The sequence below is a fragment of the Mycetocola sp. Y442 genome (genome assembly GCF_056898615.1).
In genome coordinates, this window is sequence record NZ_JBXHBV010000003.1 from 94,303 (window position 1) to 120,688 (window position 26,386).

Consider the following 26,386-nt stretch of genomic DNA (forward strand, 5'->3'; position numbering starts at 1 on the left):
ATCGAGATGCGTCACCGGTTCCTGATCGTGCGCTGAACGCTTCAGCGCCGTCACCTTCCCGCTCTTGACTCTGGGTGGCGAAGGAGTATGTTCGCGCTCGTGACTATTCCGGGTAAGAAACCTGGGTCTGACAGCCGACAGGTCAAACGCATCCTCATCGGCGAGCCTCTCCCCACAGCACACCTGGACGGACAGTTGCTGCCCAAGCGACTTGCCCTGCCCATTTTTGCCAGCGACGCGCTGTCGTCGGTGGCATACGCCCCTCAGGAACTCCTGATGATCCTGACACTCGGCGGACTCGCGTTCCTGAGCTTCGCGCCCTGGGTGGCGGCGTGCGTCATCGTGTTGCTGCTCGTCGTCGTCGCCAGCTATCGGCAGCTCATCAAGGCCTATCCGTCCGGCGGCGGTGACTACGAAGTCGCGCACAAGAATCTCGGTGAGAAAGCCGGACTCGTTGTCGCCGCGGCTCTTCTTGTTGACTATGTGCTCACCGTGGCGGTGTCCGTGGCATCCGGCGTCGACAACATCATCTCCGCCCTCCCCGTGTTCAATCCATGGCGGGTCGAGCTGGCCGTCGGATTTGTGGTGCTCCTGATGGCGGCGAACCTTCGCGGCGTCAGGGAGTCGTCCAAGGCGTTTGCCGCACCCACCTACCTGTTCATCGCCAGCGTGTTCGTCATGATCGTTGTTGGCCTCATGCGAACGGCCGTCGGCGATGCGCCGGTGGCGGAGAGCGCTGCTTTTACGGTCGAAGGCGAGAGCCTCACCCAGGCAGCCTTCGTTCTGCTCCTCCTCCGAGCCTTCTCAAGCGGGTGCAGTGCACTCACCGGCGTCGAAGCGGTGTCGAACGGCGTGCCGGCGTTCCGCCGCCCGAAGGTGAAGAACGCCCAGGCGACTCTCGTACTGATGGGCGGAACAGCCATTGTTCTGTTCGCCGGGCTGACCGCCGTCGCACTCATCGCGCAGGTGCACTACGCCGAGGATCCTTGTCACCTCATCGGGTTCGCGAACTGCGAAACGGCACCGCAACCGAGCCTGATGGCCCAGGTGGCCGCGGCGGTCTTTGGGGCGAACAGCATCCTGTTCTACCTGATCCAGGCGGCAACCGCGTGCGTTCTGCTCCTCGCCGCCAATACCGCGTTCAACGGATTCCCCCTCCTCGGAGCCGTGCTCGCCCGCGACTCCTATGCCCCGAAGTCGCTCAACACCCGCGGGGACCGGCTCGTCTTCTCCAACGGAATGATCGTGCTCGGGCTCGCGGCCTGCGCGATTCTGGTCGTCTACCAGGCCAACCTCACTCTGCTGATCCAGCTGTACATCATCGGGGTCTTTGTGTCATTCACGCTTGGCCAAACCGGAATGGTGCGGCATTGGGTGCGGCTGCTTCGGACAGGCGCGACGAATCGGGGCGAGATCATGCGCGCGCTGGCGATCAATGCCGGCGGCGCGTTGCTCACTGCGGTCGTGCTGATCGTCGTGACCATTACCAAATTCACCCACGGTGCCTGGCTCGTCTTTCTGCTGATCCCCGTGCTGTACACGCTCATGCTCGGGGTGAACCGCTACTATCGCGACGTCGAGCAGGAGATAACCGTCGACGACACCACGACATTTGGGGCTGCCGGCGACCTCGCCGTGGTGCTGATCAACAAGATGCAAAAACCGGCACTCAAGGCCCTCGACTACGCGATCGCGGCGCGTCACCAATCCATCGTCGCCGTGCACATCGCCGTCGACGACGAAACCACGCAGGAGCTCGAGCGACAGTGGGCAGAGCACGACATCCGCGTTCTGCTCGTGGTGCTCGAATCGCCGTATCGCGAGGTTGCCACTCCCCTCATCGATTACATTGCAAGGTACAGGGAGAAATGCGGGCCAACGGTCGTCACCGTGTATATGCCGCAGTACATCGTCGGTCATTGGTGGGAGAGCCTGCTTCACAACCGACGCGCCAACCGAATGCGACAGCAACTCATGCTCGTCCACGGCGTCACCATCGCCCTGGTGCCATGGCTGCTCGATTCTTCCGAGCTCATCTACGGGCGTCGGTCGCGGCCGCTCCCCGGACAGGCGCGCCGCGGCGAGCCCGTTCGACCGGTGACCCGAGTACCGCTGCGCCCGCCGCGCCGGTAGGCCCGCTCCTGGCGAAGAATCCGCGCCGCCAACGTCGCGGCTGACGACGATCGACTGCCCGCAGCTTTGTGCCAGACAACGGCGGGTAGCCAAGGTCCGCCATGCTAAGATCGAATTTAGTCTTTATCGTTCCCTGGTTGGCTAAATCACAGGGCGGATCTCCACCGCCTCGCTACTAATTCGTAAGGGGGTCTCGCATGGGGCGTGGCCGTCAAAAGGCAAAGCACACGAAGATCGCACGTGAGCTGAAGTCGTTTAGTCCCGACGTGAACTACGACGCTCTTGAGCGCGAGCTCACGGGGCACTCCGACGACGAGTCGTACGCAGGCGAGGCAGCGAAGTGGGCGGAATACGCCGACGACTACAAGGCAGCGGACGAACCCAAGCGCGCGTAACCGCCGCAGAGTTCGGTGTCGCATTAATTCTGCGCCGCATTAGTTCTGCGCCGCATAGATCGGTGTCGCCGAGATCGTCATTGACCAGGCGTCTGCACGCAGCCCGTTGCGCGAACTGATTTGCGCGCGTTCCACCATGCCCAGAAGCGCGACAACTGGCGCTTGACGAATGCCGCGAGCCGCCTGGCCCACGCGAACTCGGTTCCGAGTATGGCGAGCCCGAGAAAGACAACGAGCCAGCCAGGCCCCGGCAGGGGAACGAGCATGAGGCCGACGACGGCAATCAGTCCGCCGAGAATACCCACGCACGTGCGGTAAGCGTGTCGGAGCCTCGGTCGATCGTCGATCCACGCTCGCGCGCGGCGGAGCATCCGCCGAACAGGCCGGTCTGGGCTTTCGCCGGCGGCGATGTCACGGGCGAACTCGTCCTCTGAAACCATCCCCACACGCTATATCGCGAGTCTGTGATTCCGCTACGAACCGGGGCGCACCGGGATCGATGGCCAGTCCTGGCCCACGGTTGGCTACTGGTTGTCAGCAGACTCGAGTCGCTGGGTGACCTCGGAGAGCACCCGCTCAACCACCTCAGCGTCGGAGGGCGAGAGCGCCTCCATCGACTCGACCACCGAGAGGTGGAAGTTGCCGTATGACCCCTCGATGTTCTTCGCCCCTGCGGCGGTCGGCTGCAGGATCCAGGCGCGTCGATCGGTCTTGTGGGCGAGACGGTCGAGGTGCCCGAGTTCCACGAGGTGGTCCACGATCTTCGTCACTGCGGCACTCGAGAGACCGAGCATGACTATGAGGTCCTTTGGACCCATCTCACGACCCTCGCGTTGCGCCTGAAGCAGGTATCGCATCGCGTGGAATTCGTTCTTGCTGAGCCCGGAGGCCTTGCGCACACGCTCGATGCTTATTTCTTCAGCGCGGTGGAGACGGAGTACCGCCTGGACCGCACCGAGAGCGGTTGCGCGGTGCGGTTCGCGGGCGTAGAGGTGCTCGGCTTCGTGTCGAACGACGTTGAGGGGCATGCCACTCGCGTCCTTTCTGGGGGGTCAGAACCGGAAAGAACCGGCCATCATCGCCCGAGCCAGTCAATTCAAGGCCGGTCGCGTTGCTCCACGAGGAGAGACGCGAGGTGAGCCTCCAGTTTACGCTGCGCAGTCGGCAGGTCGGAGAAGTCCCCGATATAACGGGCGAAGGTGTCGCGAACGAAGTAGTGCTCGCCCTGCTTGTCGATCGTCCCACCGAAGTAGCCGAGGTAGGACGCTGCCCAGAAATCGGTGTCGGCGAGGCGCCACTCGGCGGTGGCGTGCGCTTCGGGTTCCTCCGTCGCCGCCCACGTCATTGGGGCGGAAGGGGAACTCTCCAGGAGTGTCATGCGTTTGTGTGCTTTCGTCGTGCGTGTGTTGTGAGTGGCGCGGATGCTGCAGCCTAGTTCCAGCCGGAACCGAGGACCATCATGATGGTCACGCTGACCACCGAGAGAAGACCCGTTGCGCTTGCCAGCGTCATCAGAACCTGGTCGCGAGCGGCCTCGCGGACCTCGGTAAAAGGGCTGTGCAGCCGACCGGTGTTTCGGTGTGTAATGCTCATGTGCTCTCTCCCGTCGTTAGAAAAACTCTCTCACGAAGTAAGAGTTTTACGGAAGAACATTGTCGGCTCTTGACATTGTTTACGCCATGTGCGAGTTAATCACAGACCGCCGAACGGCAGTCACCCAGCGACGCAGCCCGTCAGATCGGGCTAGGAGAGCTGGTTGCGCTCGACCCACTCGAGGTACTCGGGGGTGACGGTACCCGTGACGTACTCCCCCGTGAAGCAGCTCATCTCAAGCTCGGTGACATTCGAGCCCTGGATGATGGCATCCTTCATGTCAGCCACCTCCTGGTAGATCAGGTGGTCGGCACCCAGCTCTCGGGCGATCTCCGGGATCTTGCGGTTGTGGGCGATGAGCTCGGAGCGGGACGGCATGTTGATGCCGTAGACGTGCGGGTATCGAACCGGCGGGGCCGCTGAGGTGAAGGTGACCTTGTTGGCGCCGGCTGCCCGTGCCATGTCGACGATTTCCTTCGACGTTGTTCCCCGCACGATCGAGTCGTCGACGATGAGGATGTTCTTCCCCTTGAACTCCATCGACATCGCGTTGAGCTTCTGGCGGACACTCTTCTTGCGCTGTGCCTGACCCGGCATGATGAACGTGCGGCCGACGTACCGGTTCTTGTAGAAGCCCTCGCGGTACTCGATGCCGAGTTTCTGGGCAACCTGCATCGCAGCGGGGCGCGACGAGTCGGGGATGGGCATCACGACGTCGATGTCTCCCATCGGCGCGTACTCGGCGATGGTCGTCGCCAGGCGGTCACCGAGCCGCAGCCGGGCCTCGTAGACGGAGATTCCGTTCATGACCGAGTCCGGACGAGCCAGGTAGACATACTCGAAACTGCATGGGACGAGTCGCGGGTTCTTCGCGCACTGCCGCGAGTACATCTCCCCGGACGTCGTGATGAAGATCGCCTCGCCCGGCGCGACCTCGCGCACGACCTCATAACCGGCGCTCTCGAGCACGAGCGACTCGCTCGTGACGATCCACTCGTCCCCAACGAGCCCGGCGGAGCGCCGGCCGAGAATGAGCGGGCGGATGCCATACGGGTCACGGAATGCAAGAAGGCCGTGTCCCGCAATCATGGCGATTGCTGCATACGACCCCTCTACCCGCTCGTGTACCTGCGACACCGCGGTGAAAACCTGGTCAGGGTCGAGTTCAAGACCGGTGATCTGCGACTGAAGTTCGGTGGCGAGGACGTTGAGCAGCATCTCGGTGTCGCTCGTCGAGTTCACATGGCGGCGATCGATGTGGAACAGGTCATCGGCGAGTTCGCGGGTGTTCGTGAGGTTGCCGTTGTGCACGAGGATGATGCCGTACGGCGCGTTGACGTAGAACGGCTGGGCCTCCTGCTCGTTGTCCGCGATGCCCTTCGTGGCGTATCGAACGTGGCCGAGGCCCATCTTGCCGAGGAGGGACCTCATGTCGCGAGTGCGGAACGCTTCGCGCACCTGCCCCTTGGCCTTGTGCATGTGGAAGGTCGGGCCGTCGGCCGTTGCGATGCCGGTCGAGTCCTGCCCGCGATGCTGCAGCAGCAGCAGAGCGTCGTAAACCTGCTGATTGACCGGCTCAGGGGAAACGATGCCGACGATGCCGCACATACCTAGCGGGCTCCTTGCGTTGCGGTGGTCTTGGGGGTGTTAGTGCGAGTAGCTTCCGACGAGTCGGACGGCACCGCCGTCGACGCCCTTGGCGCCCTGTTCAAACCCGCTGAAGTCCCGTGCTCCCGTGTGCACGGTTCCGGCCTGCCAGGCCGGGATGCCGCCAGCGGCGAGATCCGCGATGACCGCGTTGACGGCATCCGCCTTGACGATCGCGAAGAATCCAATGCCCAGATTCCATGTTCCCTCTGCGCTCTCGAGGGACGAACCGGCCATGTCGCTGAGCGTCCGGAAAACGGGGGCGGGCGACCACGTGCTTCGGTCGACCTCGGCCCAGCTGCCGGCGGGGAGCACGCGCGCGAGGTTGGCGGCGATGCCACCGCCCGTGACGTGCGAGAGGGAGTGGATGGCGCCCGGGTGGCGGGCGATCAGGTCGAGGAGCGGCGTGGTGTACAGGCGGGTCGGCTCGAGGAGCACTTCGCCGACGAGACCGCCGAGTTCGGATGATGTGTCGGTGAACGCGACGCCGCGCTGGGCGAGAATGTGCCGCACGAGCGAGAATCCGTTGGAGTGGAGCCCCGACGACTCGAGGGCGATCACAGCGTCGCCGTCTTCGACGCGGTGTGCGCCGAGCAGGGCGTCGGCCTCGATCACGCCGGTGGCAGCTCCCGCGACGTCATAGTCGTCTGGGCCGAGCAGGCCGGGGTGTTCTGCCGTCTCTCCGCCGACGAGTGCGGTTCCGGTTGCGGAGCAGGCGCGGGCGATGCCAGCAACGATGTCGGCGATGCGCTCGGGCACGACCTTGCCGCACGCGATGTAGTCGGTCATGAAGAGCGGCTTCGCTCCGACGACGACGATGTCATCGACCACCATGCCGACGAGGTCCTGGCCGATGGTGTCGTGCTTGTCGATCGCCTGGGCGATCGCGACCTTGGTACCGACGCCGTCGGTGGACGTCGCCAGCAGCGGCCGGGTGTATGACGTGAGGAACGACACGTCGTAGAGTCCGGCGAACCCGCCGAACCCGCCGAGAACTTCGGGGCCGTGCGTGGCGGAGACCGCCTGCTTCATCAGCGAGACGGCGAGATCTCCCGCCGCGGTATCGACGCCGGCTGCACGATAGCTCGTTGAGCCGTCGTGGATCGTGGAGTTCATGCTCACGCGTTGCCCTAGCTGGTGGGGGGAAGTTGCGGGGGATGGTGCTCGGTTGACGCGTCGGAAACCGGCTTTTCGGCATCCGTCCGAGCATCGATTTCCTCAGCTCGGGCCACGTGCACCTCTACCCTATCGGCTCGTACGCTGTGCACCTTCCGCCCGACGAGCCGCTCGAGCAGGATCGCGAGCAGACCGAAGAGACCGACGCCGACGGCCACTCCGATGAGGAGGAGGAAGCCGAAGACCTGGAGGCGACCGAAGTCGGGGTTCTCGGGGAAGGCGAGCGTGAGCACGAACGCGGCAATGGCTCCGAGGAGCGCGCCGAGCAACATGAAGTTGGCGTATCGCGGTGAACGTCGGACCTGCACTGTCGCCGGCTCTTCGGAGAAGCGTTCGGGGGCAGCGGGCCGCTCTGGCTCAGAATTCATGCTCCTATTCTCGCCCATCAAGCTGTGCCACCGCCCGGCAAACCGGATTGAACGCCGCCGCGCCGGGTGCGGGCCGGACCGCTAGCCTGATGGCATGACTGATCAGAAGACGAAGACCGGGTTCGTGTCGGGATTCGCCATGGGCATCCGTCTGCTTGGGCGAGGGTTTCGCCTGTGGGCCACCTCACCGCGGCTGATGCTGATCGGGGCGATTCCCGGGCTGATCACGCTCGTCCTGATCGTCGCCGCCGCGGTGGCGCTCGCGCTCAACCTCGAGAACATCGCAACCTTCGTCACGCCGTTCGCCGAGAACTGGGACGAGGTGTACCGCACGGGGATTCGCATCCTTGTGATGGCTGCGCTCGTCGGTGCTGGACTGATGATCTTCGTCTACAGCTATGCCGCCATCACCCTGCTGATCGGCCAGCCCTTCTTCGAGAGAATTTCCGAGCGCGTTGAACAGTCGCTCGGGGGCGTTCCGCACGAGGTCGAGGCTCCGATTCTCGCGTCGATTGCGCGGGGCATCGGCGAATCGATCCGGGTTCTCGCGGTCACCATTGGCATCGGTATCGGATTGTTCCTGCTCGGCTTCGTTCCCGTGATCGGCACGCTGCTCGCGTGGCTGCTCGGCGCGGTTACCGGTGGCTGGTTTCTCGCGCTCGAATTGTCGACCGTGGCGTTCGAGCGGCGTGGACTCGCGCTCGCCCAGCGCCGGGCCGCCCTCCGCGCGCAGCGTTCGACGACGCTCGGCTTCGGTGTCGCCGTCTTCCTGCTCTTCCTCGTTCCGTTCGGCGCGCTCGTCACCATGCCGGCTGCGGCTGCGGGGGCGACGCTCCTGGCGCGCCGGTCGCTCGGCGAGCCCGACGCCCTCCCCGGGCGCTGAGCGCGGCTCGCTTTCGTCGGGTGGACGCGCGCTAACGGAGAGCCCGAGCCCGACGCGCTTCGTCGAGCGCGCCACATCCATGCTCGCGCTGCAGAAGTATGTGCAGCGCGGGCATGTACCTGTAGCGCTCGGCGAGCCGGGCGCGCGCGAGCGAGCGTCGGGCGTGAGCGGGCACGAGCGGGCGGGCACGCGGGCACGCGGGCGTGAGCGGGCGGGCCCGCGCTAACGGAGAGCACGAGCCCCCCGCACTTCGTCGAGCGCGCCACATCCATGCTTGCGCTGCAGAAGTATGTGCAGCGCGGGCATGCACCTGCAGCGCTCGGCGAGCGAGGGCGCGAGCGCGCGGGCGCTACCTCGGCAGGCGCAGCACCGGTATGTGGCCCGTGAGGTCGGCACGCTGCCCAGAGGCGAGCACCGCTCCGGATGCCGCCGCTTCAGCCCACGACAATCGTCCCGTCGCGAGGTCCAGCCAGGTGTCCGCACCCATCTCGATGACATTCGGCGGGGTACCACGGGTGTGCCGCGGCCCCTCGATGCACTGGACGGCCCCGAACGGCGGCACACGGACCTCGAGGGTATTGCCCTCCGAGTGTTCCGCGAGCAGCTGAAGCGTGTAGCGCACCGCGGTGGCGATGTCGTCGCGGAGGGCTGCCTCGCGGACCGCCCTGTCGACGGCCTCACGCCCGATATCGTCAGCAATCCGTGCACGTGCCATGCGCTCTAGGCTAGTACGCGTGAAGATACTTGTCCTCGGTTCCGGCGCCCGCGAGCACGCCATCATCCTGTCCCTCGTCGGGGAGGATGCCGCACACAGCATCATCGCCGCCCCGGGAAACGCGGGCATCGCCGGCACTGTGCCCACCGTCGACCTCGATCCGAACGACCCGGTCGCCGTCACGAACTTCGCGATCGCCGAGGCCATCGAGCTCGTCATCATCGGGCCGGAAGCACCGCTCGTCGCCGGCGTCGCCGATGAGCTTCGCGAACAGGGCATCCCGGTCTTCGGGCCGGGCAGGGCCGCCGCCCAGCTCGAGGGCTCCAAGACCTTCGCCAAACGCATCATGGACATCGCCGGCGTTCCGACGGGCCGCGCCAGCCGTGCAGCGACGATCGCCGAAGCCGAAGCCGCCATCGACACGTTCGGCGCACCCTACGTCGTGAAGGCCGACGGCCTCGCCGCCGGCAAGGGAGTGCTCGTCACCACCGACCGGGATGCCGCGCTCGCGCACGCACGCACCTACCTCGAGCTCGGCAGCGTGCTCGTCGAGGAGTTCCTCGACGGCCAGGAGGTGTCGCTCTTCTTCGTGAGCGACGGGCACACGGTCGTGCCGCTCTCCCCCGCCCAGGACTACAAGCGACTCGGCAACAACGACGAAGGCCCGAACACCGGCGGAATGGGCGCATACTCGCCGCTCCCCTGGCTCGACGAGTCGTTCGGCAGCGAGAGCGCGTTCGTCGCTGAAGTACTCGAGACGATCGCCGTCCCCGTGGTGAGGCAGCTCGCCGAGGAGCAGACCCCGTTCATCGGGCTGTTGTACGCGGGCCTCATCCTCACCTCGAAACGCGACAGCGACAGCGACTCCGACCGGGGCATCCGGGTGATCGAGTTCAACGCCAGGTTCGGCGACCCCGAAACCCAGGTGGTGCTGCCCCGCCTCGAGTCACCGCTGTCTGAGCTGCTGTACGCAGCCGCAACCGGAACACTCAGCACCATCGATCCATCGACGTTCGCGCCGGCATCCGCCGTCACCGTCGTCCTCGCGAGCGAGAACTATCCGGCATCGCCCGTCACCGGCCTGCCGATTTCAGGACTTGAGCAGGCGGATGCCGTCCCCGGCGTTCACATCGCACACGCCGCAACCGCGAGACGGGGCGCCGACCTCGTGTCGACGGGCGGTCGGGTGCTCAGCGTTGTTGCGCTCGGTGACGACTTCACCGAGGCGCGCGCTCGCGCATACGACGCGCTCGGCCACCTCCGGCTTGAGGGCGCACAGTTCCGGACGGATATCGCCGCCAGGGTCGCCGACTGAATCGGCTGCCCCACCTGACCCGCCTGCGCTACTCGAGCCAGGTGATCTCGTCGCCGACCTCGTTGGCGTAAGCGATCGCGGGAGTGAACACTTCCGGGCTCTCGAAGACCAGCTCGCCCGTTGTGCACTCGTCGCGATCGAGGGTGACCTTCGTGAGCTGGTCATCACTGTCGATGAGCCGGCCCTCCTGCCCATCCTTATTCACCATCACGAAGTCTTCGGGCGAAACGGTGCGCTGGGTCTCCGGAGGCAGATCATCCGCATCGGTGTCGCCACCCGCGCAGAATTCGATGGTCGCACTGACGATGTACTCCGTCTGATCGGCGCCAGGAAAGACCACGTCGAAGTCGCGCGCGGTGATCTCGGTCTCATTCGCGAGACGCACCGTGTCGCCGAACGTCGCCTCCTTCGTGACGGCGGGGCCATCGAAAACACCACGGAGGACAATAAACGCGGTGACGAGCGCAGCAGCGGTCAGCAGTCCAAGGACTCGTGGGAGCCAGTGTCTCGGAGGTTTACTCGATGCAGGCCTGGGGCGTCGACCCGATCGCGCACCTGCCGCCGCTGCCGTGGCTGGCGTGGATAGGCTGCCCGGAACGGATGGAACGGATGGAACGGCTGAACCGGATGGACCGGCTGAAACGGATGGACCGCCGGACCAGGATGACCCACCTGAGGCCGCTCTGCCGCCGAGGGCAGAAAGCCCTCCTGGCGCCCATCCGCCACCCGGCGCGGACGATCCGCCGGGGGCCGATCCTCCACCCGGCGCTGGCGGCGGATCGTCCGGCAACCGAACCGCGCTGAGGAACGAGAGCTGCACTACCCCGGCCAGGTGGTAGCCGACGATCTGCATGAGCTGGTCGGCGTCAGGGAACTGGGCAGGTGCAAACGAGACCGTCGCCATCGACTCATCGATGACGGTGAGTGTGCCTGCCCCGTCATTCACGACAGCGAGGAGTCGAGCCGCGTCGACGCCCTCCCACTGAGTCGCCGGGCCCGGCATGTTCTCGGGTCGCCGCGCTGGGAGAAGGATGCTGTTCGGCGTGACCGCGACGGTGGTGACGGGCGTCCCGTTCGCACCGCTGCTGCGGAACTCGTGCGCGCCGTCCAGCTGAGGCTCCCAGAAGCCGACGAGCGGCTCGAGGTCTCCGGGAATCGAGCCGAGGTTGAGCCTCGAACCCGTGTCGAGTTCGGCGGGACTGAGGCCGAGCGCAAGGTGGATGGTCTCGGCGGCGCAGGCGATGGCATGCCGGATGTCGGCGCTCGTTGCCTGGAGCACCGGATCGAGGCCGAAGACCCGGCGTTCCCGCTCGAGGCGGGGCGACGGCTGGCGGCTCACTTCGGCGGCTGCGATGTCCAACCAGGGATCAGGCACCATGCCGAGGTTTCGGCTGAACTCGCCGAGAAGCATCCGCCTGGTCGCCTCGTCCGGAACCCGGTCTGCCAGGAGGAAGACGCAGTAGTTCGCGCCGAGGCCGACAACAATCCCGCGGATCGTCAGGCCTGCGCTGCTGTTCGCAGGCATGGCCTGCAGCTGTGCCCTGAGCACATCTGCAGCCGCAGCGCCAGCGGGAGTGCGAGGCACCAGGGCGGAGCACAGGACGTCCTCGTCGGGACGCGGCAGAAGTCCTGCCCGGTTGTTCGCGAGCACGGTCGGGTCAATGCCCGGGGTCAGGTCCGGCTGCGCCGTACCATCGGCCCACGTCACCGGCGCGAAGACTGGCAGGTCCTCCCGAACGGGGAACCCCATGCCCACGAGGGATTCATCGGTCGTAAAGAACACCGCGGGTACGTTCCCCGCTGACGGATCGAGTCGAGCCAGAAGTGCGCTCGCGCGCTCGTGGACGTCGGGAGCGGTGAGTTGCCAGCGCGAGAGCACTGCGGCGTTGCGGCCGGTTCGAACCAGCAGGTCAGCGGGCCAGACAGGCTGCTCGGGACGCACAGGGAAAACATCGTCGGAAATCGCGTCGGCGGAGAGCGTCGGCAACCTCCGCCAGGCGGCTGTGACACCCTCGAGACTTCCACGGATGGCGATGGTGGCGGTGTCCGAGCGGAGATCGACGAGCCCCTCGGGCACATAGGTCCTGCCGTCGCCCAGCTCGACCGGACGGGTCAGTTCCGCCTTGAGGGCGGCGAGCGCGATCGACAGTGACCCGGCCGCGTCGAGCGGCTCGTTGAGCGTTCCGATTCCGAAAGTGGCACCGACCATGGTCAGCGAGTCCTCCGGGTCGATCAGCTGCCAGTTGTGTCCCGTCCACGCCGTCGACATTCCGCTCCCACATCTCGCTCGCTGGCTCGCCACCTCACGAGCAATTCGACGCCAATAGTATCGCCAGCCCAGCCCGCCTCCCGCCACGAGATCGATCTGCCAAATATGGCTCCGTAGAACGGCGGATGCCGCCCGTCGCGCGCCCTTTGTGGCAAACGGAGGTCGAGCTCGGGATCGAACCCCGCGATAATGGGTCCGTGAGCGAATCGACTGACCTGGCCGGCTGGAAACACGTCTACTCCGGCAAGGTCCGTGACCTCTACGAACGCGCCGACGGCACGGCATCCGACTCTCTCCTCGTGGTCGCGAGCGATCGGGTCAGCGCCTTCGACCACGTGCTCTCCCCCGGCATCCCCGGCAAGGGTGAACTCCTCACCACACTGAGCCTGTGGTGGTTCGACCAGCTGAGCGTGCCCAACCACCTCCTGCCCGACCACGAACTGACCCACGACGGCGGTGTCGCCGAGATCATCCCCCGTGAGGTCGCCGGTCGCGCAATGCTCGTGAAGAAACTCGACATGTTCCCCGTCGAATGCGTCGTCCGCGGCTACCTCACCGGCTCCGGCTGGAAGGAGTACGTCGCGTCACAGAGCGTGTGCGGCATCCCGTTGCCCGCCGGCCTGTCCAACGGCGACCGCCTGTCCGAGCCCCTCTATACCCCCGCGTACAAGGCGCCGATGGGCGAGCACGACGAGAACATCTCGTTCGAGCAGAGCGTCGAGCTCGTTGGTGAAACGGATGCCACGGCACTACGTGATCTGTCCCTCGCGATCTACGCCGAGGCATCCGCTCTCGCCGAAAAACGCGGTGTGATCCTCGCTGACACCAAATTCGAGTTCGGTCGCGACCACGCGACGGGCCTCATCACCCTCGGCGACGAGGTGCTCACCTCCGATTCGTCGAGGTACTGGGATGCCGCGGTGTACGCGACGGCGGACACACCGGAAGCCCGCATGGCCAGCTTCGACAAGCAGATCGTGCGCGACTGGCTCGCCGCGAATTGGGACCAGACCGGAACGCCACCGGAGCTGCCACAGGCCATAGTCGAGAAAACGGCAGACCGCTACCGGGAATTGCTCCTTCGCCTCACCGCGTAGAGTGCGAAGGGTGGCTGATACCTCCAAAACCGATGCACACGGTGAACGCGTTAAATGGCAGAGTTTCTGGGTCTGCGCGGGGGTTGCCTGCCTGACGATCCTCGACCTGTCGAAGGTCAACGTCGGCCTGCCGTCGATTGAAGAATCGCTCGGCGGGGGTGCGACGGAACTGCAGCTCATCGTTGCCGGCTACGCACTCGCCTTTGGACTCGCGCTCGTGCCGTCCGGCCGGTTGGGTGACCTCAAGTCGCGCCGCAACATGTTCCTCATCGGGCTGACCTCGTTCATGCTCGCGAGCCTGCTGTGCGCGCTCGCGCCGAGCATCGAGATCCTCGTCCTCGGTCGCATCCTGCAGGGGGTCGCGGCAGGAATCCAGATGCCGCAGGTGCTCGGACTGATCCAGCAACTGTTCCAGGGTGCCGAACGCGGGAGGGCTTTCGGCCTGTTCGGCGCGACGATCGGCTTGTCAACGGCCTTCGGTCCGACCGTCGGTGGGCTGCTCATCGGGATCGGCGGGTTGGAGAACGGCTGGCGGCTCCTGTTCTGGATGAACATCCCGCTCAGCCTCCTCGCGATCTGGTTCGCCTGGCGGCTCCTGCCCAAACGGCAAATTCACGAGGGTGGGGCATCGAGCCTCGACGTCACCGGCATCCTGTTGCTCGGGCTCGCGACCTTCAGCCTGATGCTGCCGTTCGTCCTGACAACAGGCGGCCCGGATGACGACCCGCGCCGCTGGCTCTGGCTCATCGGGTTCGTGGTTGCCGGTGCCGCGTTCGTCTGGTGGGAGCGCCGCTACCTCCGCATCGGCAAGTCACCCGTGGTGCACTTCGGGTTGCTTCGCCTCGCGTCGTACCGCAACGGCATCCTCATCGCGACCGCATATTTCGCGGCGATCCCCGCCATGTTCCTCATCGTCACCCTGTTCCTGCAGCAGGGCCTCGGGCTCGAGGCTGTTTTCGCGGGAATGGTCTCGATTCCGTTTGCCCTCGCCTCAGCGGTGACGTCGTGGCTCGGCGGGCGTCTCGTCAACACACAGGGCAGGAAGATCGTCGTGGTCGGCGTCGCGCTCGCGGCAACAGGCATCGGCGCCACCCTGCCGATCGTCGCCTTCACACCCGAAGAGTTGACGCCCTGGCTCCTCGCCGCCGTGCTCACCATCGCCGGAGCGGGTGGTGGCTTCGTCATCTCCCCGAACCAGACGCTCACGCTCCAGGAGGTTCCGGTCACCCAGGGCGGTGTCGCCGGTTCGGTGGCGCAGGTGGGTCAACGCGTCGGAACGGCGATCGGAGTCGCCGTCGCATCGAGCACGTTCTTCGCGACGCTGTACGCCGAGCAGGGACTCGAGACGACAGAGGCGATCTATCGGGATGCCTACGGCCGCGGAACGCTCATCATTGTCGGGTTGCTCGTGGTTGCGCTCGTGCTCAGCCTGCTCGACCTGCGCAAGCGCACCGTCGCGGCCGCCTGAGTACGCTCGAGCCGATCCATGCAGCACACCGAGCCCGTCCTCACCATTGCGCGGCGCGACTACTCGCACCCCGATGTTCGCCGACTCATCGACCAGCTTCAGGACTTGTACGTCAGCATCTATGGCGGATCTGACGAGAGCCCCGTCGACGAAGCCGACTTCCAGCCTCCGCGCGGAGCCTTCGCCGTCGGCTATGTCGATGGCGAACCGGTCGCGATGGGTGCCTGGCGAAGCGTCGAAAGCGGCAGAGGAGAGCTCAAACGGATGTTCGTCGACGAGCGGGCCAGGGGCCGCGGCTACTCCCGCGCCATCCTGTCCTGGCTCGAAAACTCAGCGCGCGAGCACGGGGTGACATTCATGATCCTCGAAACCAACCTCAACCATCCGACGGCAATCGCGTTGTACCGTTCGGCCGGGTATCAGGGCATCCCGAACTACGGCCACTATGCCAACAACCCAAGGACAGTGTCGCTCGGCCGGGAGCTTGTGCCGACATCCTGAGGTTTGCGGAATGTTGTCGCTACAACTAACGTTGCACCCATCATGAACGCATTCCCCTCCCCAGACAAGCTCGCCGCCGATACCGCGATGGGCCCCGTCACCCTGCTGGTTGCCGACCTCGATGCGATGACGACCTACTACACGGATGCCGTCACCCTGCGGATCCTGTCGGCCACCGACCGAACAGTGACGCTCGGTCGCGGCGGCGTGCCAACGGTGATCCTCGAACACGCTCCAGAGCTCACCCACGCCGCCGCCGGCTCGGCCGGACTGTTTCACACGGCGATCCTCTTCGAGTCGAAAGCAGCTCTCGCAGCTGCACTGTATTCGGTCGCGCGCAAGGCACCAGGAACCTTCACCGGAAGCGCCGACCACCTCGTGAGCATCGCCTTCTACTTCACCGACCCAGAGGGCAACGGCGTCGAACTGTACTGGGACCGCGACCGCACCGAGTGGAGCTGGGTGCACGGCTCCGTTGAGATGGCGACGCTCTACGTCGACCCGAACGAGTTCCTCTCCGAGCACCTCACCCTCGAGGGACAGTCAACACCGGGCGATGAGTCGATCTTCGGCAGCACCCAGGTCGGGCACGTCCACCTCTCCGTCGGCGATGTCGCCACCGCACGTCAGTTCTACGTCGACACCCTGGGCTTCGACGCAACGACCTCACTCGGAAACCAGGCGCTCTTCGTTTCCGCCGGCGGGTACCACCACCACATGGCCATGAACGTCTGGAATTCCCGAGGCGCCGGCCCGCGGATGCCGGCACTCGGCCTTGGCCGCATCGACATCCGGGTACCGGAGGCAGATTCGCTCGGCGAACTCACCGAGCGGCTCACGCACCACAAGGTTCAGGTGCGCGACGATGGCAGGACCGTGAGCTTTGACGACCCGTGGGCGAACCTCATCCGGGTCGAGATCTCCGCTTCCTGAGCGGGCCTGCCAGAACCCTTTCCGGGTCGCAAGGCCCGGGTGTCCGGCTATGGAAGTTGATAGCCTCGTGCGACTGAGCAAGGGGAATTTGATGCCACTCGATCCGTACTTCCAGAAGCTGTACCTGGAGCGACGCCGCGACATGGTCGCCGAAACGCGCGGCATCGTCACCGGTTTCCTCACGAGCGCCCTGTCGAAAGTGGTCCCCTGGCGACGGTTCGCCGCGTTCAGGGCCCTTCGTGAATCGCCGGCGGGCACCGTCGGCACGAAAGCCGCTGGGACCGCGGTCGCCGGCCGGGAGGCATCACACGACAAGACGGCCGCGGCGGCGAAATCGGTCTCCCGCGCCCCCAAGCCCGTCCTCACGCCCGCCGAGGTCGCGAAACGCAAGACACCGGCATGGAAGCGCCGGAATGCCCAGAAGTGGGACACCAAACTCTTCGGACGGGTCGGGATCGAACCCCCGGACGTCGACATCACCGACTATCTGGTCGATGTCACCGGTTTCCCGACGGTTCGCGTCCGGGTCTACCGCCCCCTCGGGACGTCACCGACGGATGGAACTGCGCTCCCCGCCGTGCTCGCGTTTTTCGGCGGATCGTTCCAGCTCGGCAGCGTCGAGGACACGAGCGTCGACGCGGCGTTCCGCTCGAGGACCGCTGATGCCGGCGTCATCCACGTCGCCGTCGACTACGCGCTCGCGCCGGAACATCGCTACCCGACGCAGGTCGAACAGGGCTACGCGGCCCTTCGCTGGCTGATCGACAAGGCCGACGAACTGGGCATCGACCCGGACCGGCTCGCCCTCAACGGCACCTCGTCCGGCGGAAACATCGCTGCGAGCGTCGCCCTGCTCAACCGCGACAGGCTCGGACATCCCCTCCGGCTTCAGGTGCTCGAGGTGCCGGTGACCGACCTCACCGGCAAGAGCATCGACATGGCTCCGATCCGCGAGATGCGCATCCCGAGCTTCCTGGCCAGGCGCGAGCTCGTCCAGGTCGCTGAGGCCTACCTCGGCGACCGGTCGCGAGCGAGCGAGCCATATGCCTCACCGGCACGAGCGCTCACCCACCGCGGCCTTCCGCCGGCGGTCATCCTCACGGCCGAGTACGACGCGCTGCGCCTGGACGGCGAGGGATACGCGACGATCCTGCGCGCATCGGGCGTCGCCGCGAGCGCCGTTCGCTATCAGGGCGCCACCCACGAGGCAGCGATGTACCGGAAGGTCGTTCCCCTCGCCCGTCGGTGGCACACCGATGTCGTCGCAGCACTTCGCACGCTCCACGAGCCGGCCGAGTCGATCACGGTCTGACGTCCGCACGCTCCACGCGACCGCGCGCTCCTGACGCCTGACTGCCGAGCCGCGGCTCAGGCCGAACGGATCGCTCCGCGTTCCCGGGCGGATGCCACGGCGGCGGTTCGCGAGGAGACCTGCAGCTTGGTGAAGATGTGCACGAGGTGGCTCTTCACCGTCGCCTCGGAGAGGAAGAGCCGCCTGGCAATGTCGCGATTGGACATGCCGTCGGCGACGAGGGTGAGCACCTCGGTTTCGCGCGCGCTCAGCGCATCATCCGGAGCATTCTGGCGGGCCTCAAGCCGACCGGCGACGGTGGGAGCGAGTGCGCTCTCGCCCCGCGCTGCAGCACGCACCGCCGCAATCAGTTCCTCGGGCGGCGCGTCCTTGAGCAGGTAGCCGGCGGCTCCCGCTTCGACAGCACCGAGGATGTCGGCATCCGTGTCGTAATTGGTGAGAACGAGCACGTGCGGAGCACCGGGACGTTCGCGGATGCGCCTCGTCGCGTCTGCCCCCTGCATGCCGCCGCCGAACTGCAGGTCCATGAGCACGATGTCGACGCCGGCGTAACTCCGCGCGACAGCTTCCTCCCCGGATGCCGCCTCGCCGACAACAATCAAGTCGGGCTCGGTCGCGAAGAGCGCACCGAGACCGGCGCGCACAACGGGATGATCGTCGGCAATGAGGAGGCGGATCATGTGCTGACCTTCGGCTGCGTCTCGGATCGGATGGCGGAACTCGACTGCAGGATGGGCAGGGTCACGGCGAGCGCTGTCCCCTCCCCCGGCCTCGATTCGATGCTGAGCACTCCGCCGAGGGCGTCGACGCGCTGGCGGATGGCGGTGAGCCCAAAGGTGCCATCGGCTCGAGCGGCTGACGCTGCGAGTTCGGGGTCGAATCCCCTGCCGTCATCGACGACGTCGAGGGAGACGCCGTCTGACTGATAGGTGAGGGTGAGGTCGGCGCGCGTTGCCCGAGCGTGCCTCGCCACGTTGGCGATGGCCCCCTGGGCGATCCGCAGCAGGGTGGCGTCGACGGTCATGGGAAGAGGAACGGGATCGCCCTCGACGGAGAAGTTCACGGTCGTGCCTGCTCCGCCGGCACGGAGGGTCTGCTCGGTGGACGCTGCCAGGCGTTTGAGCGCGGCGGGAAGGGTCCGGTCATCGAGCGCCGGCGGTGTCAGTTCGCGGATGATGCGCCGGGTGTCGACGAGTGAATCGGCCGCGGTTTCCCGGGCCAATTGCAGTTGCTTGAGGCCAGGCCGTTCGGTGTCGAGTCGTTCCGCAGCGTGCAGGAGCAGCTGAATGCTCGACAGCGACTGCGCCACTGTGTCGTGGATCTCGCGGGCCAGTCGTTCGCGCTCGGCCAGCATCCCCGCCGACCGCTCGGCGATGGCGAGCTCACCGCGGGTCTCGAGCAGTTCGGTGATGAGCTGCTGGCGTTCCTCTGCCTCGCGATACAGCGCCCGATAGCCGAATCCGATGGCGAGGGCGACACCGGCACCGATGAGCGGCCCGATCACGCCGCCAACCGAAACCCCCGAATCAAGGCCGATGGCCAGGATGGTGACCCCCGTCGTCGCCGCGACGACGGGTACCGCAACCTTCGGTGGAAGCACCTGCAGGTAGAGGAAGAAGAGCGGGAAGACGATGAAGGCGGCATCGGGTGTGATGGAGAGAAGTGCGGCCCACACTCCCGTGAGCAGGGCGATCCACAGCACCGGAACCCAGCGGGACGATGCGACGAACTCGGGCTTGAGGTGGGCGACGAGCGCACCGCCGAGGTAGATCGCGAGCATGAGGACCGCGAGGCCGTGGATGAGCCCGGCGATGGGCGAGTCGGTGATCACCGACCGAACGATGACGACGACGATGAGTGCGATCAGCAGCGAATGCAGCGACCATCGCAATACGGCGAACACCGGGGTGAGGGCGGAGTGATTCATCGTCTCTCTTTCGTTCGAAATCCTACTTCGACCACCTGTTAAGGGCATCATTCGAAAGTTCGAGGTGCCGATAGGATGAAAGCTCGCCCACCTCTGACAGCCGGGAGACATCCGTGCCCACAATCGTCGTTGAAGTTATGCCGAAGGCCGAACTGCTTGACCCGCAGGGTAAGGCCGTCGCGGGAGCGCTCGCCCGTCTCGGCAAGACCGAGTTCAGCGGGGTTCGCATCGGCAAGCGATTCGAGCTCACCGTCGATGGTCCGGTGACGGATGCCGTCCGCGCGGACGTCGAGAAGATCGCTGACGAGATCCTGTCAAACGCGGTCATCGAAGACGTCGTCGCCATCACCTACCCCGAGGCGGAGTAGCCATGCGCATCGGCGTCATCACCTTTCCCGGGTCGCTCGACGAGCGTGACGCTCAGCGCGCGATCCGCATCGCCGGTGCTGAGCCGGTAGCGCTCTGGCACGGCGAACACGACCTCCACGGCGTCGATGCCCTCGTTCTTCCCGGCGGATTCAGCTACGGGGACTACCTGCGCGCCGGTGCGATCGCATCCGTCTCTCCGATCATGGCCGAGGTCATCGACGCGGCGAACTCCGGAATGCCCGTGCTGGGAATCTGCAACGGATTCCAGATGCTCACCGAAGCACACCTGCTGCCCGGCGGACTCATCCGCAACGATCACGGACTGTTCATCCGCCGCGACCAGGCTCTGCGCGTGGAAAACACCGACACCGCGTGGTCGACGGGCTTCGAGCCGAACGACGAGATCGTCATCCCGCTGAAGAACGGCGAGGGCGGATTCATCGCCTCCGAAGACGAACTCGATCGGCTCGAGGGTGAAGGACGCGTCGTCTTCCGCTACCTCGGCGTCAACCCCAACGGTTCGCTGCGCGACATCGCCGGCATCACCAACGAGCGCGGCAACGTCGTCGGTCTCATGCCGCACCCCGAGCACGCCGTTGAACCCGGCTTCGGTCCCGACATGACGGATGCCATGCGTTCGGGCGTCGACGGACTCACCCTGTTCACGAGCGCGATCCAGGCGCTGCAGGCGGTCTAACCCCTCCGGTCCAGCCGCTCGATTTACCAAGAAAGGCTCCCTGCCCGCGGATTTTCCCGCGGCAGGGAGCCTTTTCTGGCAAACGGTCCGTTACGCGTGCACGACCGGTTGCTGCAACTCGGTCACCCACTCCTCCTGCGGCAGCGGCTCAGACACGAGGTACACCTCGCGGCACATCCCCACCGGCGTGTAGCCGTTCGCCTCGATCCAGCCGAACAGTGCTTCCCAGACGTCACCGATGGTTGCCATCACCCCGTGATGAACCCAGGTGGCGGCGAGGTCGGTACCCGGAACTTCGGTGACCGTATACCCCGGCGCGGATACCGTGGCGGCGGGAACCGGGAACGCCGCGTACGCACGCGCGCCGGCCCCGTCGGTGTCAGGGTCGAGTTCCTCGTACATCGCGAGGGCTTCTTCGCCTGGCGTGACCCCCGCGGACGTGAGGTCCTCGAACAGCCTGTCGAACAACGGCCCGATCACCGGGCTCATGTCCTCAGGTCCGAGACCGGGCGCCGTCGCACTGACCTGAGCGACGACCTGGGGGGACAGCGGCTTGAGTTCCGGAGACAGGACGGTCATGAACGGCTCTCTTTCGATAGCGAACGTTTGCCTGATCATCCGCTTCGCCCCTCTGACGGTCAAGGGGCGACCGCCGAGTTCTGCCCGGCGCCTAGGTGACGTCCCGCTTCCACGACACGAAGTACCCGACCACCGTAAGCACGAGGGCGAGGGCGGCGAGCAGCAGCCCGCCCTGCCACCACTCGAGGGCCTGCCCCGTCACTCCCATGTTGAAGAAGCTCGGCGCACCGATGAGGGCATCGCTTGCCGCCCCCGGGAGGAACTTGCCGACAGCCGCTGCCCAGTCCGCGAACATGACGATGGCGCGGAGGGTCGGTTCGACCAGCTGGGTGAATACGAGAATGACGACGATCGCGGCCAGCTGGTTGGGGATGAGCGCACCAAGACCGACTCCGATGACCGCCCACAGGCCGAGGGCGAGCACGCCGCGAGCCATGAGTGCCCAGGTGTCGCTGTCGCCCAATTGGGTGTCCATACCGAACAGCGCGAGGATCGCCGCCCCGGCACCGACGGAGGCCAGCACACCGATCACGCCGTAGACCAACCCGAAGAGCAGCAGGGCAACACTCTTGGCGCCGAGCACAATCCCACGCTTCGGTGTCGCCAGGAACGTGGGGGTGAGCATCTGGTGCCGGTACTCACCGGTGACGGCGAGCGCACCGAGCAGCACCGGGAAGACGTAGCCGAACGTCGAGACCGAACCGTAGAGCATCGGTGCGAGCACATCGGTCGGTGGCGCCGCGGATGCCTCGACTCCCGACGCGCGTGAGACAAACCCGAACACGGCGCCAAGCCCGCCAGACACGGTGCCGATGTACAGGAACAGGATGATGGCGAGAATCCACCAGATCCGGGTGGTGAGCAGCTTGGTGATCTCGGCGCGGAGGGCCGGCAGGAACATGTTCACAGCGATCCCCCCTCTCCGACGAGCGCGAGGAATGAGTCCTCGAGTCCCGACTTTTGTCGATGCAGCGAACTCACCTCCACTCCGGCCAGGAAGGCGATATGGCCGACCTCCCCGGGCTCGAGGCCGGAAACGAGCACACCGGCCCGTGCGATGTCGAACGTGGCGGATGCCGCGGCGAGCGCAGCCGTCAACGCCTCCCGGTTCGGAGAATCAACGATCACCTTCGTCGCGGCCCCTTCGATCTCGAGGCTGGACAGCGGGCCACGGTGCACGAGGGCGCCCTTGGCGATGATGACGACCTCGTCGACCGATTGCTGCACCTCGCTGAGCAGGTGCGACGAAACGAGAACGGTGCGCCCCTCGGCGGCGAGGGTGCGGAGGAAGCCGCGGATCCACTTGATGCCCTCGGGGTCGAGGCCGTTGATCGGCTCGTCGAGGACAAGAACGCCCGGGTCACCGAGAAGCGCGAAGGCCAAACCGAGCCGCTGCCGCATTCCGAGCGAGTACCCGCCGACCCTGCGTGTCGCGTACTCCGCAAGACCGACGGTCTCGAGTGCGATGTCGACACGTTTCGGGTCGATCCGGCCAGCTTGGGCGTAGACCCGCAGGTGATCACGCGCTGACCGTCCGGGGTGGAAACTCGCGGCTTCCAGTGCCGCACCAACGGTGGTCAGCGGTGAGGGCAGGTCGGGGTACCGAACCCCACCGATCGTCGCGGTCCCGGACGTCGGGGAAACGAGACCGAGCAGCATCCGGAGTGACGTGGTCTTGCCTGCGCCGTTTGGCCCGAGGAATCCGGTGACCCGGCCGGGTTCAACGGTGAAGGTCAGGTCGGAAACAGCGGCGACAGGTCCGAACCTCTTGGTGAGGCCGGCGAATTCGATGGGTACTCCCGTTGGCATTCTGCTCCTGAAGTAGAGGGGCGGGGTTCCCCCTACTCTGGCAGTTGCGCTCGAGCGGGCATATCCCCCGTGCGGTGGAGATGTCGACGGATGCTCTCGCGCAGGTTATTCGGACGGCGTGCGGCGGCCTACAGACGACGTGCATTCAGGTTTGCCCTGACAGGATGGAGGCGTCCCTCATCACCCGGTCACCGGCATCCGTTTCGTGACGCTGCGTGTGCCGCCAACTCCTGGAGTGTTTCTGTGTCTCCCCGCCTGTTCTACCGCACCCTCGCGTTCGCCGAAGCGGTGACCTGGACCCTGCTCATTCTCGGCCTGCTCATGAAGTACGTGTGGGTGCCCGGTGAGCTTGGCGATCTCGGCGTTCGGGTCGGAGGAACGATCCACGGGTTCGTGTTCCTCGCCTACGCGATGACGGCCGTCCTCGTCGGGTTGAACCAGCGCTGGAGCATGGGACTGATCGCCCTCGGCGTGATCACCGCCGTCGTTCCGTACGCGACGATCCCGTTCGACCTGTGGGCCGACCGCACAGGAAAGCTCAACGGCTCATGGCGCCGCACCGAGACCGACCATCCCGGCGACAAGACCTGGGTCGACCGCCTGCTGCGCTGGTTCCTCAACCACCCGGTCATCCTCATCGTGCTGTTCGTCGTTGCGCTCGTCGTGATCTTCGCCACCCTGCTCGTGGTCGGCCCTCCCGGCGGAGATCGCTAGTCGCGAAACGACCGGGCTGGAGGCATCCGGTCGCCCGATAGAATGGCCCCATCCGGCATCCCTCGATCTAGGAGCCTCCCCTCGTGAGCATCCCCGCAACGTCTGTCGCCGACACTGTCTCGAACGCAATAGCCACTCCCGAGAAAGAGCAGCCGTACGCGGCTCTCGGGCTCAAGCCTGATGAGTACGAGAAGATCAAGGAGATCCTCGGCCGTCGTCCGACGTCGGGTGAGCTCGCGATGTACTCCGTGATGTGGAGCGAGCACTGCTCGTACAAGTCGAGCAAGATCTACCTGAAGCAGTTCGGTCAGAAGGTCACCCCAGCCATGAAGAAGAACCTCATGGTCGGTATGGGCGAGAACGCCGGTGTCGTTGACGTCGGCGAGGGCTGGGCCGTCACCTTCAAAGTCGAGAGCCACAACCACCCCAGTTACATCGAGCCGTTCCAGGGTGCTGCGACGGGTGTCGGCGGTATCGTCCGCGACATCATCTCGATGGGCGCACGTCCCGTCGCCATCATGGACCAGCTGCGGTTCGGTGCGATCGACGACCCGGACACCGCGCGTGTCGTTCACGGTGTCACGAGTGGCATCTCGTTCTACGGCAACTGCCTCGGCCTACCGAACATCGGTGGCGAGACCTACTTCGACAAGGTGTACCAGGGCAACCCGCTCGTCAACGCGCTCTCGGTCGGCGTGCTCCGCCACGAAGACCTGCACCTCGCCAACGCCTCGGGTGTCGGCAACAAGATCGTTCTGTTCGGCGCCCGCACCGGTGGCGACGGCATCGGCGGTGCGTCGATCCTCGCGTCTGACTCGTTCGACGCCGCTGGCCCGACCAAGCGGCCTGCCGTCCAGGTCGGCGACCCCTTCGCCGAGAAGGTGCTCATCGAGTGCTGCCTCGAGCTCTACAAGGAGAAGCTCGTCGAGGGCATCCAGGACCTCGGCGCCGCCGGTATTTCCTGCGCGACCAGCGAGCTCGCCGCGAACGGCGACGGTGGCATGTTCATCGAGCTGTCGCACACGCTCCTCCGCGATCCGTCGCTCACGCCGGAGGAAATCCTCATGTCGGAGTCGCAGGAACGCATGATGGCCGTCGTCGAGCCCGACAAGCTCGAGGGCTTCCTCGCGGTCACCGCGAAGTGGGATGTCGAAACTTCCGTCATGGGCGAGGTCACCGACACCGGACGGCTCATCATCAACTGGCACGGCGAGGAGATCGTCAACGTCGACCCGTCGACCGTTGCCGTCGATGGACCCGTGTACGAGCGCCCCGTTGCGTACCCGGCCTGGCTCGACGCGCTGCAGGCGGATACGGCATCCGCTCTGGAACGTCCGACGGATGCCGAGACGCTGCGTTCGCAGTTCTTCGCGCTGCTCGGTTCGGCGAACCTCGCCGACAAGAGCTGGATCACCAACCAGTACGACTACTACGTGATGGGCAACACCGCGCTGGCGTTCCCCGACGATGCCGGGATGATCCGGGTCGATGAGGAGTCCGGCCTCGGTTTCGCGATCGCGACGGATGCCAACGGTCGCTACTGCCAGCTTGACCCGTCGCTCGGTGCGAAGCTCGCTCTCGCCGAGGCGTACCGCAACGTTGCCTGCACCGGTGCGGTGCCCGCTGCGGTCACCGACTGCCTCAACTTCGGCTCGCCGGAGAACCCCGAGGTGATGTGGCAGTTCTCGCAGGCCGTTGAAGGCCTGTCGGATGGCTGCCTCGCGCTCGAGGTGCCCGTCACCGGTGGAAACGTGTCGTTCTACAACCAGACCGGCGACACCCCGATCTTCCCGACGCCCGTCGTCGGCGTGCTCGGCGTGATCGACGACGTCGCACGGCGCGTGCCGAGCGGCTGGCAGGACGAGGGCGACAACATCTACCTGCTCGGCATCACCCGCGAGGAGCTCTCGGGCTCGGCGTGGGCCGGAACGATCCACGACCACCTCGGCGGACTTCCGCCCGAGGTCGACTTCGACCGCGAGAAGGACCTCGCCGCCCTGCTGCACGCCGGCGCCCAGTCGTCGATCATCGCATCGGCGCACGACCTCTCCGACGGTGGCCTCGCCCAGGCACTCGCCGAGAGCGTGCTGCGCTTCGGCGTCGGAGCGCGCGTCTGGCTCAGCGAGATCGTCGAGCGCGACGGCGTCGACGTAGCGACCGCACTGTTCTCCGAGTCGACCGGGCGTGTGCTCGTGTCGGTTCCGCGCGAGGACGACGTCAAGTTCCGCGGACTCTGCGAGGGGCGCGACTACCCGGTCCTGCGCATCGGCGTGACCGACAAGGCGTCACCGGCACTCGAGATCCAGGACCTCTTCACCGCAACGGTCGATGAGCTGCGTTCGGTGCACACGGCCACACTTCCGGCGGCGTTCGGCCCGACGGTCGGCTAGCGCCCACTCGCTTTACCGAAAATGGCTCCCTGAGGCCCGGTATTTCCGGGCAGGGGGCCATTTTCGTGTACCGGGCGTGCGGTCGCGTCCACTGGT

At 65.9% G+C, this 26,386-nt stretch carries 27 protein-coding genes; 13 read left to right on the forward strand and 14 right to left on the reverse strand.

Translation table 11 applies throughout. The features are described from left to right. The first annotated feature begins 87 nt into the window (after positions 1-87). Both AC1X6S_RS12005 and AC1X6S_RS12010 read left to right on the forward strand, forming a co-directional pair. The gene (locus tag AC1X6S_RS12005; protein WP_483405990.1) at positions 88-2,133 is read left to right on the forward strand and encodes an APC family permease; all 2,046 of its coding nucleotides are present in this window, start codon (positions 88-90) and stop codon (positions 2,131-2,133) included. A gap of 197 nt (positions 2,134-2,330) precedes the next feature. Continuing rightward, a complete protein-coding gene (locus AC1X6S_RS12010) occupies positions 2,331-2,528 on the forward strand; it encodes a DUF3073 domain-containing protein (protein ID WP_108391919.1) in 198 nt (65 codons plus the stop codon). 77 nt (positions 2,529-2,605) lie between these two features. Here the strand turns inward: AC1X6S_RS12010 and AC1X6S_RS12015 are convergent, their stop codons facing one another. The 7 genes from AC1X6S_RS12015 to AC1X6S_RS12045 all read right to left on the reverse strand — a co-directional run bounded on the left by AC1X6S_RS12015 (position 2,606) and on the right by AC1X6S_RS12045 (position 7,312). After that, on the reverse strand, positions 2,606-2,968 hold the full coding sequence (locus tag AC1X6S_RS12015) for a TIGR02611 family protein (RefSeq protein WP_483405991.1): 363 nt from the start codon (positions 2,966-2,968) through the stop codon (positions 2,606-2,608). Between the two features lie 84 nt (positions 2,969-3,052). Then, on the reverse strand, positions 3,053-3,556 hold the full coding sequence (locus AC1X6S_RS12020) for a MarR family winged helix-turn-helix transcriptional regulator (RefSeq protein ID WP_483405992.1): 504 nt from the start codon (positions 3,554-3,556) through the stop codon (positions 3,053-3,055). Between the two features lie 68 nt (positions 3,557-3,624). Continuing rightward, positions 3,625-3,873 (reverse strand): hypothetical protein, encoded by a 249-nt coding sequence (locus tag AC1X6S_RS12025; RefSeq protein ID WP_483405993.1) that lies wholly within the window; start codon positions 3,871-3,873, stop codon positions 3,625-3,627. An 86-nt stretch (positions 3,874-3,959) separates the two neighbouring features. After that, positions 3,960-4,121, reverse strand: a complete 162-nt coding sequence (locus AC1X6S_RS12030) for a hypothetical protein (RefSeq protein ID WP_483405994.1) — start codon at positions 4,119-4,121, stop codon at positions 3,960-3,962. 150 nt (positions 4,122-4,271) lie between these two features. Beyond that, the gene (gene purF, locus AC1X6S_RS12035; protein WP_483405995.1) at positions 4,272-5,729 is read right to left on the reverse strand and encodes an amidophosphoribosyltransferase; all 1,458 of its coding nucleotides are present in this window, start codon (positions 5,727-5,729) and stop codon (positions 4,272-4,274) included. Positions 5,730-5,768: 39 nt separating this feature from the next. Continuing rightward, the gene (purM, locus tag AC1X6S_RS12040) at positions 5,769-6,884 is read right to left on the reverse strand and encodes a phosphoribosylformylglycinamidine cyclo-ligase (RefSeq protein ID WP_483406703.1); all 1,116 of its coding nucleotides are present in this window, start codon (positions 6,882-6,884) and stop codon (positions 5,769-5,771) included. A 14-nt stretch (positions 6,885-6,898) separates the two neighbouring features. After that, complete coding sequence (locus tag AC1X6S_RS12045; RefSeq protein ID WP_483405996.1) at positions 6,899-7,312, reverse strand: hypothetical protein; 414 nt, start codon at positions 7,310-7,312, stop codon at positions 6,899-6,901. A 94-nt stretch (positions 7,313-7,406) separates the two neighbouring features. Here AC1X6S_RS12045 and AC1X6S_RS12050 point away from each other — a divergent pair, with 94 nt between their 5' ends. Then, complete coding sequence (locus AC1X6S_RS12050; protein WP_483405997.1) at positions 7,407-8,195, forward strand: EI24 domain-containing protein; 789 nt, start codon at positions 7,407-7,409, stop codon at positions 8,193-8,195. A 349-nt stretch (positions 8,196-8,544) separates the two neighbouring features. Here AC1X6S_RS12050 and AC1X6S_RS12055 read toward each other — a convergent pair whose 3' ends face one another. Further along, on the reverse strand, positions 8,545-8,910 hold the full coding sequence (locus tag AC1X6S_RS12055; protein ID WP_483405998.1) for a sterol carrier family protein: 366 nt from the start codon (positions 8,908-8,910) through the stop codon (positions 8,545-8,547). A 19-nt stretch (positions 8,911-8,929) separates the two neighbouring features. Between AC1X6S_RS12055 and purD the strand changes: the two genes are divergently transcribed. Next, positions 8,930-10,225 (forward strand): phosphoribosylamine--glycine ligase, encoded by a 1,296-nt coding sequence (gene purD, locus AC1X6S_RS12060; RefSeq protein ID WP_483405999.1) that lies wholly within the window; start codon positions 8,930-8,932, stop codon positions 10,223-10,225. A gap of 28 nt (positions 10,226-10,253) precedes the next feature. On the opposite strand, the gene AC1X6S_RS12065 is transcribed toward purD, so the two are convergent. Continuing rightward, positions 10,254-12,494, reverse strand: a complete 2,241-nt coding sequence (locus AC1X6S_RS12065; protein WP_483406000.1) for a hypothetical protein — start codon at positions 12,492-12,494, stop codon at positions 10,254-10,256. Positions 12,495-12,691: 197 nt separating this feature from the next. Between AC1X6S_RS12065 and AC1X6S_RS12070 the strand changes: the two genes are divergently transcribed. From AC1X6S_RS12070 to AC1X6S_RS12090, 5 genes are all read left to right on the forward strand, one after another. Continuing rightward, positions 12,692-13,591 (forward strand): phosphoribosylaminoimidazolesuccinocarboxamide synthase, encoded by a 900-nt coding sequence (locus AC1X6S_RS12070; protein ID WP_483406001.1) that lies wholly within the window; start codon positions 12,692-12,694, stop codon positions 13,589-13,591. Positions 13,592-13,601: 10 nt separating this feature from the next. Beyond that, entirely contained in the window at positions 13,602-15,059 is a 1,458-nt protein-coding gene (locus AC1X6S_RS12075; protein WP_483406002.1) for an MFS transporter, read from the forward strand. Positions 15,060-15,077: 18 nt separating this feature from the next. Next, complete coding sequence (locus tag AC1X6S_RS12080) at positions 15,078-15,560, forward strand: GNAT family N-acetyltransferase (protein WP_483406003.1); 483 nt, start codon at positions 15,078-15,080, stop codon at positions 15,558-15,560. A 42-nt stretch (positions 15,561-15,602) separates the two neighbouring features. Continuing rightward, the gene (locus AC1X6S_RS12085; RefSeq protein WP_483406004.1) at positions 15,603-16,493 is read left to right on the forward strand and encodes a VOC family protein; all 891 of its coding nucleotides are present in this window, start codon (positions 15,603-15,605) and stop codon (positions 16,491-16,493) included. 91 nt (positions 16,494-16,584) lie between these two features. Further along, positions 16,585-17,805: an alpha/beta hydrolase gene (locus AC1X6S_RS12090; protein ID WP_483406005.1), complete on the forward strand. Its 1,221-nt coding sequence runs from the start codon at positions 16,585-16,587 to the stop codon at positions 17,803-17,805. A gap of 56 nt (positions 17,806-17,861) precedes the next feature. Here the strand turns inward: AC1X6S_RS12090 and AC1X6S_RS12095 are convergent, their stop codons facing one another. Together AC1X6S_RS12095 and AC1X6S_RS12100 are read right to left on the reverse strand one after the other, a co-directional pair. Further along, complete coding sequence (locus AC1X6S_RS12095) at positions 17,862-18,485, reverse strand: response regulator (protein WP_483406006.1); 624 nt, start codon at positions 18,483-18,485, stop codon at positions 17,862-17,864. After that, on the reverse strand, positions 18,482-19,732 hold the full coding sequence (locus tag AC1X6S_RS12100; protein WP_483406007.1) for a sensor histidine kinase: 1,251 nt from the start codon (positions 19,730-19,732) through the stop codon (positions 18,482-18,484). Before AC1X6S_RS12100 ends, AC1X6S_RS12095 begins: the two co-directional genes overlap by 4 nt. Before the next feature lie 113 nt (positions 19,733-19,845). Here AC1X6S_RS12100 and purS point away from each other — a divergent pair, with 113 nt between their 5' ends. After that, positions 19,846-20,100 carry a phosphoribosylformylglycinamidine synthase subunit PurS gene (gene purS / locus AC1X6S_RS12105; protein ID WP_483406008.1) on the forward strand — a complete coding sequence of 85 codons (255 nt, stop codon included), beginning with the start codon at positions 19,846-19,848 and terminating at the stop codon, positions 20,098-20,100. A 2-nt stretch (positions 20,101-20,102) separates the two neighbouring features. Then, positions 20,103-20,798 carry a phosphoribosylformylglycinamidine synthase subunit PurQ gene (purQ, locus tag AC1X6S_RS12110; RefSeq protein ID WP_483406009.1) on the forward strand — a complete coding sequence of 232 codons (696 nt, stop codon included), beginning with the start codon at positions 20,103-20,105 and terminating at the stop codon, positions 20,796-20,798. A 90-nt stretch (positions 20,799-20,888) separates the two neighbouring features. On the opposite strand, the gene AC1X6S_RS12115 is transcribed toward purQ, so the two are convergent. From AC1X6S_RS12115 to AC1X6S_RS12125, 3 genes are all read right to left on the reverse strand, one after another. Next, positions 20,889-21,377 (reverse strand): GyrI-like domain-containing protein, encoded by a 489-nt coding sequence (locus AC1X6S_RS12115; RefSeq protein WP_483406010.1) that lies wholly within the window; start codon positions 21,375-21,377, stop codon positions 20,889-20,891. Positions 21,378-21,468: 91 nt separating this feature from the next. Next, positions 21,469-22,278 carry an ABC transporter permease gene (locus tag AC1X6S_RS12120; RefSeq protein ID WP_483406704.1) on the reverse strand — a complete coding sequence of 270 codons (810 nt, stop codon included), beginning with the start codon at positions 22,276-22,278 and terminating at the stop codon, positions 21,469-21,471. 2 nt (positions 22,279-22,280) lie between these two features. Beyond that, positions 22,281-23,186 (reverse strand): ATP-binding cassette domain-containing protein, encoded by a 906-nt coding sequence (locus tag AC1X6S_RS12125; RefSeq protein WP_483406011.1) that lies wholly within the window; start codon positions 23,184-23,186, stop codon positions 22,281-22,283. Between the two features lie 243 nt (positions 23,187-23,429). Here AC1X6S_RS12125 and AC1X6S_RS12130 point away from each other — a divergent pair, with 243 nt between their 5' ends. Together AC1X6S_RS12130 and purL are read left to right on the forward strand one after the other, a co-directional pair. Continuing rightward, positions 23,430-23,900: a DUF3817 domain-containing protein gene (locus AC1X6S_RS12130; protein ID WP_483406012.1), complete on the forward strand. Its 471-nt coding sequence runs from the start codon at positions 23,430-23,432 to the stop codon at positions 23,898-23,900. A gap of 83 nt (positions 23,901-23,983) precedes the next feature. Beyond that, a complete protein-coding gene (gene purL / locus AC1X6S_RS12135; protein ID WP_483406013.1) occupies positions 23,984-26,290 on the forward strand; it encodes a phosphoribosylformylglycinamidine synthase subunit PurL in 2,307 nt (768 codons plus the stop codon). Positions 26,291-26,386: the final 96 nt, after the last annotated feature.

What these genes read in the sequence shown, in the direction of transcription:
- AC1X6S_RS12045 (WP_483405996.1), bottom strand. Translation starts at nt 7,312, where the DNA reads ATGAATTCTGAGCCAGAGCGGCCCGCTGCCCCCGAACGCTTCTCCGAA.
- AC1X6S_RS12055 (WP_483405998.1), bottom strand. Translation starts at nt 8,910, where the DNA reads ATGGCACGTGCACGGATTGCTGACGATATCGGGCGTGAGGCCGTCGAC.
- AC1X6S_RS12085 (WP_483406004.1), top strand. Translation starts at nt 15,603, where the DNA reads ATGAACGCATTCCCCTCCCCAGACAAGCTCGCCGCCGATACCGCGATG.
- purF (WP_483405995.1), bottom strand. Translation starts at nt 5,729, where the DNA reads ATGTGCGGCATCGTCGGCATCGTTTCCCCTGAGCCGGTCAATCAGCAG.
- AC1X6S_RS12120 (WP_483406704.1), bottom strand. Translation starts at nt 22,278, where the DNA reads ATGTTCCTGCCGGCCCTCCGCGCCGAGATCACCAAGCTGCTCACCACC.
- AC1X6S_RS12115 (WP_483406010.1), bottom strand. Translation starts at nt 21,377, where the DNA reads ATGACCGTCCTGTCTCCGGAACTCAAGCCGCTGTCCCCCCAGGTCGTC.
- AC1X6S_RS12020 (WP_483405992.1), bottom strand. Translation starts at nt 3,556, where the DNA reads ATGCCCCTCAACGTCGTTCGACACGAAGCCGAGCACCTCTACGCCCGC.
- purQ (WP_483406009.1), top strand. Translation starts at nt 20,103, where the DNA reads ATGCGCATCGGCGTCATCACCTTTCCCGGGTCGCTCGACGAGCGTGAC.
- AC1X6S_RS12005 (WP_483405990.1), top strand. Translation starts at nt 88, where the DNA reads ATGTTCGCGCTCGTGACTATTCCGGGTAAGAAACCTGGGTCTGACAGC.
- AC1X6S_RS12050 (WP_483405997.1), top strand. Translation starts at nt 7,407, where the DNA reads ATGACTGATCAGAAGACGAAGACCGGGTTCGTGTCGGGATTCGCCATG.
- AC1X6S_RS12015 (WP_483405991.1), bottom strand. Translation starts at nt 2,968, where the DNA reads ATGGTTTCAGAGGACGAGTTCGCCCGTGACATCGCCGCCGGCGAAAGC.
- AC1X6S_RS12025 (WP_483405993.1), bottom strand. Translation starts at nt 3,873, where the DNA reads ATGACGTGGGCGGCGACGGAGGAACCCGAAGCGCACGCCACCGCCGAG.
- AC1X6S_RS12125 (WP_483406011.1), bottom strand. Translation starts at nt 23,186, where the DNA reads ATGCCAACGGGAGTACCCATCGAATTCGCCGGCCTCACCAAGAGGTTC.
- AC1X6S_RS12065 (WP_483406000.1), bottom strand. Translation starts at nt 12,494, where the DNA reads ATGTCGACGGCGTGGACGGGACACAACTGGCAGCTGATCGACCCGGAG.
- AC1X6S_RS12030 (WP_483405994.1), bottom strand. Translation starts at nt 4,121, where the DNA reads ATGAGCATTACACACCGAAACACCGGTCGGCTGCACAGCCCTTTTACC.
- AC1X6S_RS12010 (WP_108391919.1), top strand. Translation starts at nt 2,331, where the DNA reads ATGGGGCGTGGCCGTCAAAAGGCAAAGCACACGAAGATCGCACGTGAG.
- purM (WP_483406703.1), bottom strand. Translation starts at nt 6,884, where the DNA reads ATGAACTCCACGATCCACGACGGCTCAACGAGCTATCGTGCAGCCGGC.
- AC1X6S_RS12080 (WP_483406003.1), top strand. Translation starts at nt 15,078, where the DNA reads ATGCAGCACACCGAGCCCGTCCTCACCATTGCGCGGCGCGACTACTCG.
- AC1X6S_RS12095 (WP_483406006.1), bottom strand. Translation starts at nt 18,485, where the DNA reads ATGATCCGCCTCCTCATTGCCGACGATCATCCCGTTGTGCGCGCCGGT.
- AC1X6S_RS12100 (WP_483406007.1), bottom strand. Translation starts at nt 19,732, where the DNA reads ATGAATCACTCCGCCCTCACCCCGGTGTTCGCCGTATTGCGATGGTCG.
- AC1X6S_RS12090 (WP_483406005.1), top strand. Translation starts at nt 16,585, where the DNA reads ATGCCACTCGATCCGTACTTCCAGAAGCTGTACCTGGAGCGACGCCGC.